This is a genomic window from Sphingobacterium sp. GW821-FHT03E03, from assembly GCF_059420745.1.
In genome coordinates, this window is sequence record NZ_JBWKUH010000030.1 from 19857 (window position 1) to 37763 (window position 17907).

The 17907-nt window shown below is 35.1% G+C and carries 16 protein-coding genes and 3 pseudogenes; 8 read left to right on the forward strand and 11 right to left on the reverse strand.

Features of this window, described 5'->3' with window-relative positions:
• Positions 1-43 precede the first annotated feature (43 nt).
• Positions 44-2599 (reverse strand): DNA ligase D, encoded by a 2556-nt coding sequence (gene ligD, locus AC07UV_RS22365; protein WP_495185367.1) that lies wholly within the window; start codon positions 2597-2599, stop codon positions 44-46.
• A 45-nt stretch (positions 2600-2644) separates the two neighbouring features.
• Complete coding sequence (gene ku, locus AC07UV_RS22370) at positions 2645-3424, reverse strand: non-homologous end joining protein Ku (protein WP_282254716.1); 780 nt, start codon at positions 3422-3424, stop codon at positions 2645-2647.
• Between the two features lie 616 nt (positions 3425-4040).
• Here ku and AC07UV_RS22375 point away from each other — a divergent pair.
• A pseudogene (locus AC07UV_RS22375) lies at positions 4041-4447 on the forward strand (transposase); the annotation flags it as partial.
• 90 nt (positions 4448-4537) lie between these two features.
• Here the strand turns inward: AC07UV_RS22375 and AC07UV_RS22380 are convergent.
• Complete coding sequence (locus tag AC07UV_RS22380; RefSeq protein WP_495185368.1) at positions 4538-5476, reverse strand: SPFH domain-containing protein; 939 nt, start codon at positions 5474-5476, stop codon at positions 4538-4540.
• A 155-nt stretch (positions 5477-5631) separates the two neighbouring features.
• Complete coding sequence (locus AC07UV_RS22385; protein ID WP_495185369.1) at positions 5632-6273, reverse strand: hypothetical protein; 642 nt, start codon at positions 6271-6273, stop codon at positions 5632-5634.
• A gap of 479 nt (positions 6274-6752) precedes the next feature.
• Between AC07UV_RS22385 and AC07UV_RS22390 the strand changes: the two genes are divergently transcribed.
• From AC07UV_RS22390 to AC07UV_RS22400, 3 genes and pseudogenes are all read left to right on the forward strand, one after another.
• On the forward strand, positions 6753-7049 hold the full coding sequence (locus AC07UV_RS22390) for a GNAT family N-acetyltransferase (protein ID WP_495185370.1): 297 nt from the start codon (positions 6753-6755) through the stop codon (positions 7047-7049).
• Between the two features lie 32 nt (positions 7050-7081).
• A complete protein-coding gene (locus AC07UV_RS22395) occupies positions 7082-7747 on the forward strand; it encodes a hypothetical protein (protein ID WP_495185371.1) in 666 nt (221 codons plus the stop codon).
• 91 nt (positions 7748-7838) lie between these two features.
• Positions 7839-8633 (forward strand): annotated as a pseudogene (locus AC07UV_RS22400) (IS256 family transposase).
• Positions 8634-8832: 199 nt separating this feature from the next.
• Here the strand turns inward: AC07UV_RS22400 and AC07UV_RS22405 are convergent.
• Together AC07UV_RS22405 and AC07UV_RS22410 are read right to left on the reverse strand one after the other, a co-directional pair.
• Positions 8833-9429 carry a hypothetical protein gene (locus AC07UV_RS22405; protein ID WP_282254722.1) on the reverse strand — a complete coding sequence of 199 codons (597 nt, stop codon included), beginning with the start codon at positions 9427-9429 and terminating at the stop codon, positions 8833-8835.
• 231 nt (positions 9430-9660) lie between these two features.
• On the reverse strand, positions 9661-10488 hold the full coding sequence (locus AC07UV_RS22410) for a hypothetical protein (protein WP_282254723.1): 828 nt from the start codon (positions 10486-10488) through the stop codon (positions 9661-9663).
• A 160-nt stretch (positions 10489-10648) separates the two neighbouring features.
• Here AC07UV_RS22410 and AC07UV_RS22415 point away from each other — a divergent pair, with 160 nt between their 5' ends.
• The 4 genes from AC07UV_RS22415 (at position 10649) to AC07UV_RS22430 (ending at position 13238) form a co-directional block, all read left to right on the forward strand.
• Positions 10649-11473 carry a helix-turn-helix domain-containing protein gene (locus AC07UV_RS22415; protein WP_495185372.1) on the forward strand — a complete coding sequence of 275 codons (825 nt, stop codon included), beginning with the start codon at positions 10649-10651 and terminating at the stop codon, positions 11471-11473.
• A gap of 75 nt (positions 11474-11548) precedes the next feature.
• A complete protein-coding gene (locus tag AC07UV_RS22420) occupies positions 11549-12148 on the forward strand; it encodes an NAD(P)H-dependent oxidoreductase (protein ID WP_495185373.1) in 600 nt (199 codons plus the stop codon).
• Between the two features lie 417 nt (positions 12149-12565).
• Entirely contained in the window at positions 12566-12847 is a 282-nt protein-coding gene (locus tag AC07UV_RS22425; protein ID WP_495185374.1) for a hypothetical protein, read from the forward strand.
• Between the two features lies 1 nt (position 12848).
• Positions 12849-13238, forward strand: coding sequence for a phosphodiester glycosidase family protein (locus tag AC07UV_RS22430; RefSeq protein WP_495185375.1), 390 nt, complete (start codon positions 12849-12851; stop codon positions 13236-13238).
• A 70-nt stretch (positions 13239-13308) separates the two neighbouring features.
• On the opposite strand, the pseudogene AC07UV_RS22435 reads toward AC07UV_RS22430, so the two are convergent.
• The 5 genes and pseudogenes from AC07UV_RS22435 to AC07UV_RS22455 form a co-directional block, all read right to left on the reverse strand.
• A pseudogene (locus tag AC07UV_RS22435) lies at positions 13309-14016 on the reverse strand (NAD(P)H-dependent flavin oxidoreductase).
• Between the two features lie 22 nt (positions 14017-14038).
• Entirely contained in the window at positions 14039-14383 is a 345-nt protein-coding gene (locus tag AC07UV_RS22440; protein ID WP_495185376.1) for a nitronate monooxygenase, read from the reverse strand.
• Between the two features lie 96 nt (positions 14384-14479).
• Positions 14480-15049 carry a Crp/Fnr family transcriptional regulator gene (locus tag AC07UV_RS22445; protein WP_495185377.1) on the reverse strand — a complete coding sequence of 190 codons (570 nt, stop codon included), beginning with the start codon at positions 15047-15049 and terminating at the stop codon, positions 14480-14482.
• 237 nt (positions 15050-15286) lie between these two features.
• Positions 15287-16276 (reverse strand): hypothetical protein, encoded by a 990-nt coding sequence (locus AC07UV_RS22450; protein ID WP_495185378.1) that lies wholly within the window; start codon positions 16274-16276, stop codon positions 15287-15289.
• Positions 16277-16582: 306 nt separating this feature from the next.
• Positions 16583-17254, reverse strand: coding sequence for a hypothetical protein (locus AC07UV_RS22455; protein WP_282254730.1), 672 nt, complete (start codon positions 17252-17254; stop codon positions 16583-16585).
• Positions 17255-17907: the final 653 nt, after the last annotated feature.

A 17907-nucleotide genomic window follows, 5' to 3' on the forward strand; every position in this document is an offset into this window, starting at 1 on the left:
GTAGCATTATAAAAAAATCGATATTTGGAATTATCAATGAAATCTACAAATATGATTGATTTTCAAATTTGGATAGTGCTTTTAAAAGGTCTATGCCTTTTCCTAATACAGGTTTGAACAAGTCTCCTTTGTCTTTTAAACGTTCGGCCATATTGAAGATATTGAAATCAGTTGGGCGAAGACCTTTTTTAACTTCAGCCCATTCTAAAGGAGCAGAAACAGGTGCACCGGGTTTTGGGCGTATACTGTACACACTCGCCAAGGTCTGCGCTCTTCTATTCTGTAGATAATCCAGATAGATTTTCTTTTTGTCCCTTTTTTGAAGGCTTCTTTCTAATGTGGTAAGCTCAGGAAGTTTCTCCTGAACCAATTGCATGAGTATATGTCCAAAACCCTTCACCTGGTCATAGGTATATTTCCCTCCCATAGGTATATAGACATGAATACCGGAGCTTCCTGAAGTTTTTGGATATCCTACAATACCTATTCTATCCAACACTTCTTTCACAACTAGAGCCGCTTCTATGACGTCCTCAAATGTATTTTTTTCGGAGGGGTCAAGATCGAGGACCAGATAATCGGGAAATTCAGCTTTTTGTACACGGCTGGTCCACACATTAAGCTCAATACACCCTAAATTGTTGAGGTATGCCAATGTTTCTTTATCATTACAAATAATATAATCGAGGTATTTATCATTAGTTTCAGAATATACTTTCTCTAATGTCACCCAATTAGGTGTATGTTCATCCGCATCTTTCTGATAAAAACTTAATCCTCCAATGCCATTCGGAAAACGATTGAGTGACTGGGGACGGTTTCTAAGATGGGGCAGAATAAACTTAGAAATACGCTGATAATAATCAACAATATCTCCCTTGCTAACTCTATCTTCGGGAAAATATAGCTTTTTCTGATTGGTAAGGAGCACCTGCTGCTTGCCAATCTTCTTCACTTGATCTTTTTCAGGGGCTTTTCTCGGTATTTTAGATTCCATTTTAGTTTTTTTATCAGGTACGTCTGTCGTAAATTTAACCTCTAGTGGATCAATGTCTTCTCTTAATCTTAAAAAAACAGGATGCCGGTAAATATGATCCTTTGTAAGCTCGGTAAACTTGATCTCGGCGACCATCTCAGGTCTAAGCCAGGTTGCTCTGGAATTAGTCTTGGGTGTTACTTTAAATGCCGATTCTTTCACCCTCAGTTGTTGCATTTTCTGGTATAACTCTCGGAGGAGTTTATCCGTAAATCCAGTTCCGCTATGTCCACAAAAAACCAGCTCATCCTCCAAATACTTTCCTAAAATAAGTGATCCAAATTGCTTTCTAGCCCCCTTAGGTTCCGTAAATCCGCAGATCAACGCTTCGTCGCTTTTATGAATTTTTATTTTCAGCCACTCCGAACTTCTGGTATTCTCTTTATATGTACTGTCCAGTTTTTTAGCAATAATACCCTCCAACCCCATATCTTCAGCAGCTTGAAAAAAATCTTTCCCCTTTTCAAGGATATGGTCGTGATACTGGATAATTTCGTTTTCTGCTAAGGCTTCTTTTAATAATTCTTTCCGTTGCAAATAAGAAAGATTTTCAGTCGAATGCCCGTTCAACGATAACAGATCGAAAACCTGATATATTAGCACCAAATCTATGTTTTGTTCCCCAATCCGCTGCAACCATTGGAAATTGGGCTTTCCTTTATCATCATAGGCAACGATTTCACCATCGAGTACCATCTCATGTTTTTGAATTTTGAGTGAATCAGCAATTTTTTTAAAGGATATTGAAAAATCTAGTCCGTTTCTGGAATATAACTGAATAACTTCATTTCGCAGATCCGCTATAGCCCTGTATCCATCCCATTTTATTTCAAAAGCCCAGTCTTTGTCATCGAAAGGTATATCGCTTGTTTTACATAACATGGGTCTGATGAAACCGGGTAATTTCTTTTCCTGGGAAAGTGACTGCGCATAATTTTTATAATGCTTCAGACTTTCGGCAGTTTCATTTTTTTTTTTGCTGGTCTTCTTCTGAAGATAAGCTGTGACTTTAGAATTTTTTGAAATATGCTCTTCGGCATCATAATCTTCGGAAACAGAATACTTGTCTTTATGCTTAATGAGCAGCCATGCATTCTCTTCTGCGGTGTTTTTTATTTTTACCAGCGCGAACTCACCTTTCAGCTTCTTACCATGTAAAATAACTTTTAAAGATTGTTTATGCAGTTCAGCACGCATGATCAGATCGTCAGTTTTTCCAGTTATTTTTTCTAATGGTTCATAAGTTCCTTCATCCCAAATTTCAACTTCTCCGGCACCGTAATTTCCTTGGGGAATACTTCCTTCAAATCTTCTATATTCATAGGGATGATCTTCCACCATCATTGCCAATCTCTTGTCTGATGGATTAAGGGAAGGACCTTTTGGAACGGCCCAGCTTTTAAGAACTCCTTCCATTTCCAACCGGAAATCGTAATGCAGACGTGTTGCGGCATGACGTTGAACCACAAATTTTAATTTTGTGGTACTTTCGTTCTGTTTGCCTTCCGGTTCGGAAGTTGTCTTAAAATCTCTCTTTTTATGATATTCTTCTAATGGCATCATGAATAAATTAGAGTTTCTACAAGGATTAATGACCAGTCTTTTAATCTACCCTACTTTTCTTTTTCCAGACTCGAGACTTGCTTTCAGCATTGCCATAAGATCCGTCGCTTTTCCTGCGGGTTCTTTGGTTTCCTTAGGTTTTACGTTTTTACCCTTTGCTTTCTGTTTTATAATTTTCAGCAGATCCTCATTGTAGGTGTCTCTGTACTTTGAAGGATCAAAAGTCTCGGCTAATGATTTAATTAAGGTTTCTGCCATTTTCAGTTCTTCGGGTTTTGGCGCTTTTCCTGATGGAATTTTCAACTCACTATAATTTCTCATTTCTTCAGGATACCGCATTCTGTTCACCATCAGAACTTTATTTTCGTAAGGGCGAATCATACACAGGATCTCCCTTTCTCTTAAAATGAATGAACCTATTCCTGCCATTTTGGTTTTCTGTAGTGCTTCCAGTAATAGTCTATAGGCCGCTTCGCCATTTTTTTGAGGCTCCAGAAAATAAGGTGTTTCGAAAAGTGCAGGGTCCACTTCATCTTCCTTTACAAACTGAATAATACTTAAGATTTTAGATTTTTCAGGGCTTACAGCCTCAAAATCGGCATCCTCCAGTACAATATATTTGTCTTCTATTTTGTAGCCTTTTACTATATTTTCCCAGGCTACTTCTTTATTGGTATTTTCATTTACCCTTTTGTATTTGATATTGCTGAAATCTTTTTTGTCCAGCATATCCAAATCCAAAGTACTCGATTCACTAGCCGAGTATAGTTTGATCGGTATATTCACCAACCCAAAACCTATTGCTCCATTCCAGATTGCCCTCATATGTTTTGTTTTTTTAAGCTACAGTACCAATCCCTCGCTAAATTGGTTTAAACATCTTCTGATTTCATCAGCCCTTCTTGTCTGTAAATTAACGCCCTACTCCTTTTACCATTTGGTAACTATATAGAGAACAAGTCCTTACAGGGAAAAGTTTTATAGAGATAGATTTTTATATACATATCTTGCATTGTTAATTGCATAAAAAAGGGGAATAAATATTGTTATGTAACTGAACGTCGATAAGTAACAGGATCTGCATCTCTGCGTAAATAAATTGTAATTAATCTAATAAAGACTTCATATCAATTTTGAATCTTTCTTCATCAATATCTTCTACAGACTTGCACAATTTATTTAAATTTGATAGGGACTCCACTCTAGTTACGAACCAACAAGTCCGACTTTGAATATGGTGGCAGTTTTTACAACTCAAAGGAAGACTTTTCAGTTTTTTTTGACTTTCTCACAGCATTAACCGATCAACTGGATAAATATTATCATGCTAACGAACCAGCGAACAGCTATTTAAAAATTCTCGATGAAAATGGTTTTTGGGAAAAATCGCGTAAATTAGAATTGATCAGGAAAAATTAAATATATCCACTATTTTTCCATAGAAATGGGCTATGAAAACCTGCTGTCTTTCGAGGAAAAATGGAGTAAGAAATATCCACTTGCCGCCAAATCCTGGTTGGATAACTGGACCAATCTTTCCACTTTCTTTCAGTACGAGGAACAGGTTCGCAAAATTATATACACGACAAATTCGATCGAGGGAATGCATCGTCAGATACGAAAAATCATTAAACCGAGCGAAGCGAGCTCATGAATGCCTTAAGAATAAACTCTAATGAATAATCTAAAGGAGCTTTCAGCTCTGAATAGGCACTAATGAAATTGATGTATCTGATCATAAAGGATATCGCAAAAAAAAGGACGATGCAAATGCATAACTGGGGCTTGACCATATCCCAACTTTATATTAGATTTGGGGATAGGCTCATACTGGAAAGAGATTTTTAAAATTTAATCCTATGACACAGTTCGTGTTACACTCCCATCAATTAATCATAACGAAAGGATGCAACAAACAGATACAGTTCTTTTAAGTTTCTATTTCTGCTGACCTCTATTTTTTGGAAGTTCAGGTGATTGATTTTTATTATATTCGTCTATTTTTTGTGTTGCTGCCATGGAGACAACCAAATCATTTAGCATGGAGCTTGCAGCCGTCGGCGAGTTCGGAAGTAAAACCAAATTGCTTCTGCTATTGGCTCCAATAGCATTCAGCGTGTCATAATGTTGAGTAACCACAATTAAAGCAGAGGCTTCCTGAGCGTTGATATTAGCCGCATTGAGCATTTTCACAGATTCTTCCAGTCCTCTTGCAATCTCCCTTCTCTGGTCTGCAATACCTTGTCCTTGAAGCTTTTTAGATTCTGCTTCAGCTTTTGCAACAGCAACAATTCGGATTCTTTGCGCTTCGGATTCATATTCTGCAGCAGTCTTTTCACGTTCGGCAGCGTTGATTCTGTTCATGGCGTGTTTTACCTGTTCATCAGGATCGATATCTGTCACTAAAGCTTTGATAATATCGTAACCATAACTTTGCATCGCTTCCTGCAATTCACTTTTTACGGCAATGGCAATATCATCTTTTCTTACAAAAACGTCATCTAATTTTGTTTTTGGAACTTCAGCACGCACAACATCAAAAACATAAGACGTAATCTGATTCTCAGGATTTTCTAGACGATAATAAGCGTCTCTTACATTCTCTCTGATCACCTGATACTGAACAGAAACTTTCATCTTTACGAAAACATTATCCAACGTTTTGGTGTCGATAATGACATCCAATTGCTTTATTCTAAGATTCAGGCGTTTGGAGATTTGATCAAAAAACGGAATTTTTAAATGCAAACCGGCGTGGCTTACTTTCAAAAATTTACCTAACCTTTCTACCACAGCTGCAGATTCTTGTTTTACAGTATAAAAGGAAGCAAATAAGGTAATAAGTCCGAAAAAGATTAGAATTCCTAAATATATCATATCCTTAAATTTATTATTGGTGATACACGAATTTACACCTTTATATTGTCATTCTAGCAGCAATTCCTTTTATTTTATCTTTGTTACTTCTTTTTTCAATTTTGTTCAGATTGACTGTACAATGATTTCCAAATGCAATATTCAATCGACAATAATTAATATCGGTCTTTATCAGAAAACTTAAAATCCTGTATTCTGGGTAAAGGTCGTATCAAAACTCTTTTTTTTCTTACTTTCGGTACTTCGGCTGAACCTAATTTTTCATCGGATTCGATTCGAATCCCCGTAATCAGGTTAAATTTTGTTTCTGTGAATATGGTGTTTTCGTCAATATAGCCCTTAGTTGTGTCGCTTGTGAGTTTATCAACATAAATCAATTCAAAATTGCCCTTGTTATATTTGAAGTGGTAAGTAATGTTTCCTCCCTTAATTTCACTCCACATTTTTAAAACTCCTTTTTCTATAAAGAAATTCGGAATTTGAAAGCCATTAAATTTTCCATGGTTTTCAGTAGGAAATTGCGGTTCGATGATTTTATCGGACGATACAGCCAAAGTTAGCTTTCCATTAGGCTGAGACAGGAAAACTTGTAACCTCAACGGCCTTGTTTCATCAACAGTATCCATTTTCACAGTTATTTTGTCCATTTTACCATCGTGATTTAAGTCCCCCTTTTCTTCTCTAACTTGATAAGTATAATTGTTTTTATTTTCAACATTTTGAGAGAGTACGCTCATTGGGACTGTAATTAAAATAGATATAAGATAACGGTAAAAATTTTTATTAATTCTATTCATCTTGTTTGTTTTGACCTGCTTTTCGAGTTCACCTTATATCCCGTCAAGAAAACCACACTACCTATCAATCCGTAATGAAACTCCTATGATTATGCATTTTCTTTTCATTAAATTTTGCTGGTGCGCCAAGCGTTGTTTGTATTTTATTATTATTCAATGATTAAAAATCTTCCTGATTATATCTTTACTAATTTACTTTATTTGTATGATACATCACCACTTTATTTGAATGCAAAATTTGAATACAAATCCTTTTAGTGCAAAGTCACATTTTTTCAACGCAATTGCTAGTTCCCATAACTTATTTTTTGATACGGCTGGTCTTTAATTGTTTGAGTTCATATAGGGAATTTAATTTAAGGAGTTAGATATTTTTTCCTTTATCAATCTGGTTTATTAACTTCAAAACCATTGCAGGCAATGGGATTAAATTGATAGAGTTTCTCAAATTGACAGATGAAAAAATTGCTGCAAATGAAATGATTAACTGGATAATCACATTAAAAGATGATCCTAAAATGATTGGAACTATAGGTTATTATCATATTAAACCTGAGCATTATAGGGCAGAAATTGGCTATATGTTACTTCCAAACTTCCAGGGACGGGGTTATGTCACTGAAGCTATCGCTGAGGTCGTCAAGTATGGCTTTAAGAGAATGAAACTTCATTCGATTGAAGCAGTAGTTGATCCGATAATTCACTATTTTTCTCTCATTAACCGTTTGCATATTGCCAATCATAAGTCCTGTAAGAAATCTAAAAGTATATCGTGATTATATCCTAGTTTAGTAAGAAATATAAACCCATGGAAGAAACTAATTTTTACACAGATATTATTGAAAGTATCAAACTTATTTTTTCCTTCTTGCAAAAAAAATATGGTTTCTCGGATTTTGAAGAACGCCAAATTGCTTATGAAATGCATTATGAGGCTCATAAAGATGATATAATGATTGATATTTGGTTTGAAGCAATTGTATCTACCCCAATTTGGGCAAAAATAAACAACTATTACATTGATAATCTCGAGCTTGAAAACGAAAATATAAAAAGGTACAATAAAAGATTAGATGAAATATATGACACTATAGAGGAAAATTCTGATACAAAATATTTTGAAAATGAATTCTCTCAATACCATAAATATGGCCAGGAGCTTAACACATTTTATCTGACGGAAATTGCAAACCTACTAAAAAGGTATTCTTCTGTATTAGAAGGTAATTTTGAACTACTGGAAGCTAATACGCAATTACTTATCGCTGCTAACAAAAAAGAGACAGACGCCCTTCGAATAGAAAAAGGCACTTACACAATTGAGTTTCAATTATTTTCAAAAGATGACTACGATATGTATATAGAATTTGACTCTTTGGAAGACGCAAAAAGATATATATCAGAAGATGATACTATAAAAGTTTACAGAATATTGGATTGCTATATGAATCCAATAAATTGGAATGGAGAGTAGCGAAGGACATTGTCTCATAAAGTGTGTAAGTTATAAAAATGCGGAGTTGGAAAGGACTTCGCATTTTTTATTTACTTAACTTTATAAGAGTATGATTGACAAGGATTCACTATTAAACGACAAGGAGTTCTTAAAGAGTTTTAAGGACGGCTTGGAGCTGCAATCGTTTTTCCGCGAGTTACAGGCACGTGCAGTATCGCAAATGCTTGAAGGAGAAATGGACGGCCACCTTGGCTATGAAAAGCATGAGCACAGTGGTCAGGGTAATTCACGCAACGGATATACGAGCAAAAAGGTCCGTGGCGATCAGGGAGATCTGGAAATTCAGGTTCCCCGGGATCGCGATGGCACATTCAATCCCATCATCGTTCCCAAACGCAAGAACATGATTGACGGAGTGGAGAACGTGATCGTTTCGCTGTATGCCAAAGGCATGAGTGTTTCGGATATAGAAAATATGATGCGGGATGTGTATGGATTTGACCTTTCTGAATTGACGATTTCCCGGATTACCGACCGTGTCGTGGATGATGTGATCGCCTGACAAAACCGCCCGCTGGACAACGTATATCTGATTGTCTGGATGGATGGCATTGTTTTTAAGGTCAGGGAGAACTCCAAAGTGGTCAATAAGACCATTTATCTTGCTGTGGGCCTGAACAGGGATAGCTATAAAGAAGTTCTGGGTATGTGGCTGGGCAAAAATGAAAGTGCCAGTTTTTGGATGGGAATCCTGACAGACCTGAAATCCCGGGGCGTAGAGGATATGCTGATTACAGCGACTGATAATCTCAATGGTTTCTCCGCTACTATACGGAGTGTTTTTCCTGAGTGTAGTACCCAGGTCTGTGTTGTCCATCAGATCAGAAATCCTACTATAAGATAGGCTAAAGACTCGTCAAGAAATTTATTTTTCAATTCCATTAATCCCGCTAGCTGGGGCATAGACCTATACAGCGTGGAAAATATTGCCCATTCTTCCTCCCCAGGGTAATATTGTTCCAATTTTATAATCTTTTAAAAACATCCAAATCATCCTTGTATGCTTTCTTGTAAAATACTATTATCATATTCGTATATTGCAGTTACATTTTTTTAAACTTGCCATTTTTTAGTAAAGCATATGTTTCTGTTTCAAAAATGGGCTCTTCATTCATCCAATTTGAGCTCGTTATGACTATTTTATCTTTTTCAATTTGGCTCCTTTTACCAAATGCAGATTCTGCTATTTCGTCATAAGAAATTTGAAGTTTATCGATGATTTTGTATTTTTTATCTACTGTAATCAATGTTGTGAAGAGCTCGTGCTCACCGCACTGATAGCTAACCACAATGGAAGTAAAATTTTCAGAGAAAGGTATTTTGTATTTTAACCTGAAATCTGTTGCATCGTTACATCCAGGATCAAACTTTATGCGTTTCAGAAAACCAGTGTCATATACTCCATATTTTTCAACATTGTCGAAAGTAGTACTGTCTATTATCGGAAGATCCCTTAGAGGAAGCTGTGCCAATAAGTCTAGATCATAATTGAAAATTTCTTTGTCTTTTTCTATAAGAGCGCCATCATCTCTAATGCTTTTTGTTATTAGCGGTATTTTTGTCGTTTTCTTTTCCGTTTTGCTGTCGCAACCCAAGAAAATAAATACTGTTATCAACAGTAGTGTAAACAGTTTTTGCATGCTTATTCTATTTTCAGATCTATTCAATGATTAAACTCAATTCTCTATTTAAAAACTCCTTTTCTATAAATGCAAAGAGTTCCTCCTCGTTCAAAGTTGGGTGGATATCATTACCGAGCCATTTCACTGAATTTCTGTGAAGAACATATGCTGATAATTTTGTTGTCGATTTGGGCAGCATAGCTTCGCCCAATATTATCAGCACAGACTAAAGGTGAATGACATATATATTTACCAACATTGTTTATCTGATACAGCATATTCTATACATTGATCAATGGTCTTAAGTTTGCCCCGAACGATTTTATTTTTATAGAGTTTTCTTTCTCTGCTGTCACTTACACCCGTTATTAGATATTTTCCTGTTTTGTCCCATCCATAGAAAGCCGCTTTATCAAAAAAATCTGGGATAAATATAAATTTACTTTCTTTTTCAGACCACTTGTAAAATTGGTAAATATCATTATCTCTCCTGGAGCTTGCTAGATCCAGAATAAGAAGGTCTTCATATCCATCATTATCCATATCTATTATTGTTATAAAATTATAATCTCCTTTACGAAAAGTCATTCTTTTTCTACTTACAAACTCATTTTCTTTAAATTCTTTATCCTTATAATAACCATAGGTATAATAATATGAATCGCTATTTATAGTTTGCCAATGCTGAAGTTCAATAGTTCCTTCAATACATCTGTAAGCAGACTTCGGTAAAAAGATATTTGTACCCGCTTCTATTTCAGCAATGGTATAATTTTTCCCTCGTAACAAATCTTCGGATCTTGCGAGTAACAATCGGATATCTATCTTTTTCTTATTAATTTCCAACGGAATCACTATTACATATTTTGACGGAATATGCAATGTATCTATATATTTTTGCACAACCTGTTTCCTGATAGACTTAGGCTTAGGTATTCGACCGTCGATCGCTGTAGAATCAATTTTAGCTAAATTAGTATCATCCTCGTTTGAGGTGCTTCTAGATTGATTTCTTGTACAAGAAATCAACAACATGATTACAAAAACATATGCTATTATTGTAGTTGTCGATTTCATAAACTTGAACTATTAATTTCTATAAGTCAAAAGTATGGAAAAGAAACAGTTACTCGCTATAAAAAGCTATGTTTTAGTATTGTAAATGTGAAAGACTGTAAGATAGAAATGATCTTATATCTAGCTTATGAATGTTTTTTCTTAAATTGTAAGCTTAAAAATGAAATCCAGTAAACTAACATATTATGATTACAGAATTCCCTCTCCTCAAGAGTTTGAAACAGTATTCTCACATTTTTATTTTGCGGAAAATAGAACTGAAACAACAATAACCAAAACACTTTTACCATCTTTCCAAACCATCATGGTTTTTAATTTCGGAGAGCCTGCATTTTTGATTTCCAAGCAAAAAACGAAAATCAAAGTTGGAAAATGTATTGTTTTGGGACCTATTAAGTCCGCATTTGAATACGGTATCCCTCCAAACTCCAACATATTGGTTCTCAATTTCAAAGATGATTCATTCTACCGTTTTTTTGGCAAAGCATTTTTATCTAATCATTTGCCGATTCATCCCGATGAAGCAATGGAAGAAAATTGTTTTACTAGTCTATGGGCACAATTGAATAGTATAGATGGTGTACAGGAAAAGGTGGCTCATATTCTCAATTTCTGCCAGCCTTATCTCAACTTTCAAAATGTAACGTCTAATCTATTAGCTAGTTTCAAATCAGATACAATAAATCCAATCAAGTCTATTGCAGAAAAAGTACGGCAAAGTGAAAGAAACATTCAATTGATTCATAAAAAGCATTTTGGTTTCAGCGCCAAGGAGATCATCCGTTATAATCGTTTCTTTAAAGCGATTGAATTGATTCAACAGATAGATTTTTCCAATGAAAAGGTAAACTGGTTTGAAATTATCGATAAATGCGGCTATTATGATCAAAGCCAGCTTATTCACGACTTTAAACATTTTATTAATCTTTCGCCTAAGAACTACCTAAAGTTCCAGCAGGATATCTGTCAAGCTACCAGCAAATAGCTATTTTCGTTTTCTTACAATTTTCCTGATTTGCCCTATTTTAAATTGTACTGTTCAATCAAATAAAGTAACGCTATGAAACATCTTATTATTTATGCCCATCCAAATCAGGAAAGTCTGAATGGTCAGTTTAAACAAGCTATTGAAAAAATTCTAGAACAACAAAAACAGGATGTAATCGTCAGAGATCTTTACACGCTCGGATTTGACCCTGTGCTGTCTCTGGAAGATATGACAGGTCAACGAAAAGGCATTGTCAATGAACTTATTAAAAAAGAGCAGGAATATATTTCTTGGGCAGATATACTCACCTTTATCTACCCAATCTGGTGGACCGGTATGCCGGCGATTATGAAAGGATACATTGACAGGGTATTTAGTTATGGATTTGCCTATCGTTATGATCAGGGTATACAAAAAGGACTATTAACTGGAAAACAAGCGATAATTCTCAATACGCATGGAAAATCCAATGAAGAGTATAGCACTATAGGTATGGATAAGGCATTACTACTGACATCCGATAAAGGTATCTACACCTATTGTGGATTTCAGGTCAAAGAGCATTTCTTCTTTGATAAAGCCGATCGTGCCACTCCTGAGATCGTTGAAATATGGCTTTCTAAAATCAGAGATGTATATACTAAAATAAGCTCTCAACTTTCTAATTGTTAGAGCTCATCGTATAAGGAAACTCATCTAGCTCACTCAATTCTATTATGTCGTTACGATAGTATTAGTGGGATGGAATTATTTCGATTTATACAAAACATCTGTGGTCATCGATCATAAGGAATGTGATTAATAAAGACTTAAAGAAAAAAGGCAGGATATTGAAATTCTGCCTTACTTTCTTCTACTTCATATTCTGGAACATTATTATTAATGAATGCAACAACCTATATTTCAATTGATGGAACTTTATCAATATGAAAAGCTGTTTTAAAAGTTCTGATATCTAATAGATTCTATTGACATAAATAGTAAGCACCTCTCCTTCAAATCCTTATAGAAAGCACTATTTTTGGCAATATTTTGTTATATAATCTTTCGTATCTTAATTCAGTCAATAGAATGTTCCGAGCAAAGCACATGAAAATTATAACCAGTTTTATCCTCTCACTCCTTCTCCTATTCATGTTATCCCGTAAAGAAAAAATAAAAAATGAAGATCAGTTTGTAATTTATCAAGTAAGCCCTGATAAAGGAAATGTAAAATTGTATTGGAAAAATAATGATCATACTATTCTAAGAAGTATTGTTCGGCTGAAGAAACAAGTTGAAGCTAGGAACGAAACATTATTGTTTGCCATGAATGGTGGAACGTTTGAGCCCGACAATTCCCCCGAAAGGTCTTTATATCGAAAACTTTAAAATGCTAAAATCAATTGATACATTAAAAGGCAACGGAAACTCCTACCTTCCTCGAAATGGAATATTCTACCTGAAGACAAATAATCAGACAGTAATTGTTAAAACTCAAAAATTCAGACAGAGCACGGAAATCAGGTATGCTACTCAATCTGGACCGATGCTACTTATGAACGGAGAAATAAATCCCATTTTTCAAAAAGACTCTAAAAATCTGAATATAAGGAATGGTGTGGGCATTTTGGGAAATGGGGATCTCCTCTTTGTCCTGCCCAAAGAAGAGATCAGTTTTTATAATCTTGCACGATTTTTTAAGGAATCAGGATGCAAAAATGCATTATACCTAGATGGTTTTGTTTCCAGAGCCTATCTTCCTGAGAAAAACTGGGTATAAAATGATGGAGACTTTGGAGTCATGATTGGTATAACTAAGGCTATGCGATAATTTCGGATAATTTACTTTTTTATTCGAATGTTGCCATTTCAGTAATGATATTCTCAATTAAATCTTTGGCCCGATGGAACTTTAAAATTGATGCGGCCTGCCCTGACCAAAATGATTTCAGTTCGGGATCAGACTCTGTATTTGCGGGATATGCACCAAGTTTTCCCACGATCTTGCCCTGAAAAGGGTACGGAGCCAATTGTTCCTGATAATCCTTCAATTCTTCTGTCAATCTATTTTTGATTGCTCGCGATAGTCTTCCGGTAAATATTTTGGTTAGCGTGGTATATCGTGCCTCAACTGAGAATAATTTCTGCCGATAGGTTTGACTTGCACCTGATTCTTAGGTAGCCAAAAATGCTGTCCCAATCTGGACAGCATCTGCACCCAGTGAAAAAGCGGCTCTTACGCCTCGATAATCAGCGATACCACCTGCAGCTATAACTGGAATCCTGACATGATCGGCGATCTGAGGGATCAAGGAAAATGTACCTATGAGGCTTTCCTCAGCTTTATTTAGAAATGAGACTCGATGCCCACCGGCATCAAAGCCTGTAGCGACTACGGCATCAATTCCCGAATTTTCAATGGCAATAGCTTCATCCAATGTGGTAGCTGCCCCTACAGTTTTGATATTCAATTGGCGGCATTTTTCTAAAATATCTACTGTGGGTATGCCATAAACGAAACTAAATACTGCTGGTCTTATTGCGAAAATAGCTTCAATTTGATTCTCAAAAGACGGACTATCATGGAGTGGAAACGGGGGGGGGCTCTATTCCTGCTTCATTAAAATAGGGTTGAAATAGTTGAGTTACCTCCCGAAGGATAAGTTCATTAAAATCCCCAATATTATCATCCTGACTTTTTACCCAAAGATTGAGATTGAAAGGCTTGTTGGTCTTTTCCCTAATTTCTTCTGAAATTGCAATAATTTCATTTGCATAAAAAGGTTGACAACCATAAGATCCTAACCCTCCACTGTTGGACACGATAGCAGCGAGATCCGTAGATGATATTTTTCCCCCGAAAGGTCCTTGAACAATAGGCAAATCAATGCCTAGTAACCGAGTAAGTTTTGTGTCATTCCACATTGTTTACATTTTTAATATTTTACAATGTAAAATTCACGCTATTTATACTACTATAAAAGGATCTACCGCACAAAAAAAATGTGATATAGATCAAAATTATTTTGTGGAATAAAGTCGGCTAAGGGTTTCCCGGCTAACGCCAAGATAAGATGCTAAAATGTGCTTTGGTAGTTTCTGTACAAGCGATGGATACTCTAATAGAAATTTTTCATAACGCTGTTTTGCACTACTACTCAACAAAGAAAGGATCCGATTCTGCAAGGCAACATTCCTACGATTGGTTTTCTTTCGAAAGAAATGTTCGATCTGATGGAACTCACGACATAGTTTTTCTCTATTATCATTACTCAGGCACAGTACTTCGGTATCTTCTAAGCAATCAATATTGACAATCGCATTTTTCTGGTAGTAATAGGCTTCATAATCGGTAATCCACCAATCTTTTAATGCAAAAAGTAAAATATGCATCTTTCCATTTTCATCACAATAGTAAGATTTCACGCAACCTGAAAGCAAAAAATAATCGAAAGTAACATGTTGGCCATCTTGTACTAAAAACTGATGTTTTTTAAATTTTTTATATATAAAGTGACCTAATATGTAATCAAATTCTTCAGGCTGGATAGCAATAATCTTCTGAAACTGATCTCTTAGAATTTTGCTCATGTTAATAACGCATATTTCAATTTATAGAAAGTTTAAGTGGATTTTAATATTCATCTCCTAAAATTACGAAATTAAAATGCTTAGCTCAGCAGATTTCAAGGATTAACTTAAATAAGCTAACATCTATGATCATTGATACATTTTGGAAGGTTTCTCATATTTTAGCATGGCCTAAATAGATACTGTAGGAGCTGGTAATGAACCCTAAATGAAAGACCAATCTGTTAAATTGGTTTCTTAGAACCGAAACTCCCGTTTTTCCACTATTCCTTCGTTATATATTTCGGTATAAATTAACTGTCCTTTTTTCCTAGTATTTACTATAGGTCTTCCTGTTTCTTCATTGTATTTTTGCAGTAATTTATAAAACTTCCATGTTCCAACGGGAGAACCATTTTTATACTCCGCTTCCAAGTAAGTATAAGGATCGGTAAATTCTGAATACCGTTGTAAATCAATATGGAAATTTGATTTAAACTCTATCCATTTGCCTTCTTTCTTATGGTTTTTCACCATCCCTTGCTCCTCATCATTTTTATAGAAGCCATTATTATCATAATATCTAGAAAATTTCCCGGAAGGAAGAATCTGGTATTTACGTAAAGGTCTTAATATTAGGGGACCTTCGCTAAATTCATAATCTTGTATGGAAATTATATAATTTTCAGCGATGTTAAATAAGGTATGGTGTGCAAATCCCATTTCCCCCTCATGATGAAGATATATTCTTTTCATATCAATAAGTTTACTGTCCTTCGTTGAAATTAAGTACACTTGTTCAATAAACGGCTCGGCATAACGGACAGTATTATATACAGCTACAAAGTACAATGAATGCGCTCCATAACCCAGAAAATTAGATGCAATTTTAACACTATCATATTTCTCATTTACATTCTCACTAAATGGCAGAAAAACATCATATTCTTCGGGAAGTAACATCAGATCTTTTTTGATTACTTTTTCAAAGTTTAAAGCATGAAGTTCTTTCAATTTCTTTTCATTCTGTATGGTAGACAGAATGGCGTCAATGCTCCCTTGTTTTGAAATATCTGAATATCCAAATGGCAAAGCTATAAGATTAATTTTATTTCCTTTGGAGAACACTAATCCCTTATCGCTCGAAGGTACATCTGTGTCTATTGCCTTATTCTCTATCTGAGCATTACTGTAGCTAGAAAAAAGGAAAAATAAAGTGGTAAAACAAATGATATTAATTTTATACATATATAGCTAATATAGAAAGGGAACCATGAAATGGTAATTTTCTTCGAAAGAAGAATGACTTCGGACGATACCCCATACATACAACACAAATATCAATATCTGGTTTCTCAAATTAGTGCGAATACTAATATTCGTGTGCTACAATTTAATATTTGTAAATCTATTCTTGTAATTATCGATATTCCTTTTATATGAGCAAAGTAGCAGATTTCAAAATTTCTTAACACAACTTGTATTTAAAACATGATATCCACCATAAAAATGGACAAGAAATATCTGTCACGTTGGTATAGTAATATTTAGGGTTTATTCTTGGTGGAAGCTGGATCTGGACTTATGTTTTTTTGTCAAGTATCCGGTCAAATAGCTCCGAATGTCCTTTGGAAGACCACTCAGCGTAACTTTTAAGCTTTGGACAGGTTTACAGTCCTTTCCTTCTCCACAATAATAGTCTAGATGGAAGATATAGTCCTTGTTTCTATAAATGACAATATAGGATACTTTCATATCATAGCTCTCGTATCCCCCACAGTAATAAAAAGGAATGATAGCCGCCTTTCGCCCACCAAGGTTCTGGATATGTATTTCTTCCTTTACGAAGTAGATTAATGACATTTGAGAATAGGGATATGCATAGACCACCGATGTAGAACCTTTTTTGTTTTTCACACGCGCTTCGATCTGGGTGAGTACTCCATCAAATCTAGACGAATCATCATTGCAGGGATTCGTGACTTTTACGTGCAATGTGTTTTTTCCATATGCATCTTGATAGACGCACTTGGTCACGATGGTATCAAAGACCTGCAGTTCCGAACCTCCTCGAACGGTATCTTGTAGATACCTCTTCGAGGTTGCGAAACACGTAGTGGTAAAGAGAAGCAACACCATAAACATGGTACAGCTAGAAATTGTGGCAATATACACTCGAGAAATCGCTACAACGGATATATTATGTATATTTATTGGTTTTGCCATGTGCAAAGGTTCATAAAAAATAGTATCATTTCGTCTGTATAATCGAGCAAAATCTGTTCCAACATAGGGTCATTTTGCTGTCTTTGAGTTCTTGCTTGTACACGGTCAATTTTTCGATTATTACCATTGGTACCGGACGCATTTCTGATTTTGCTTTTCAATATCTACATCCATTTTTTTTATATTATATCCTTTGAAATTGACAATTCACTAATTATTAAATTAACTGCCTCTAAATAGTTTTTATTTTTGTCATAAAGTATTCTAAAATCAAAGTTTTCCTTTCGAAATAAATGATGTTCCGCTTTGTTCAAGATATTGGACAAAGCGGAACATCATTTATTTCGAAAGTCGAATAGACAAGTTTACAGCAGGCTAGGAAAACCTGATTAATCTTTATAGGATCACGCAGGTTTTCAGCGATATGAGCCCTATTCATCAAGGGCAAATGTCCGAGATCATTTTTAAGCAATTTTATCTTAGCATCTTTGATTATATCTATTAGCATTTTCTAACTTTTATGAAAAGGTGTGTATTTCCATTTTTATTAATTTTAGTCTTCAATCTACTATTATACTCCTTCATTTTATTCGTGATCGAAAACTAAATTCCACTTAAATCTACCCTATTTCTTGTTAAGGTGGGCTTATCAA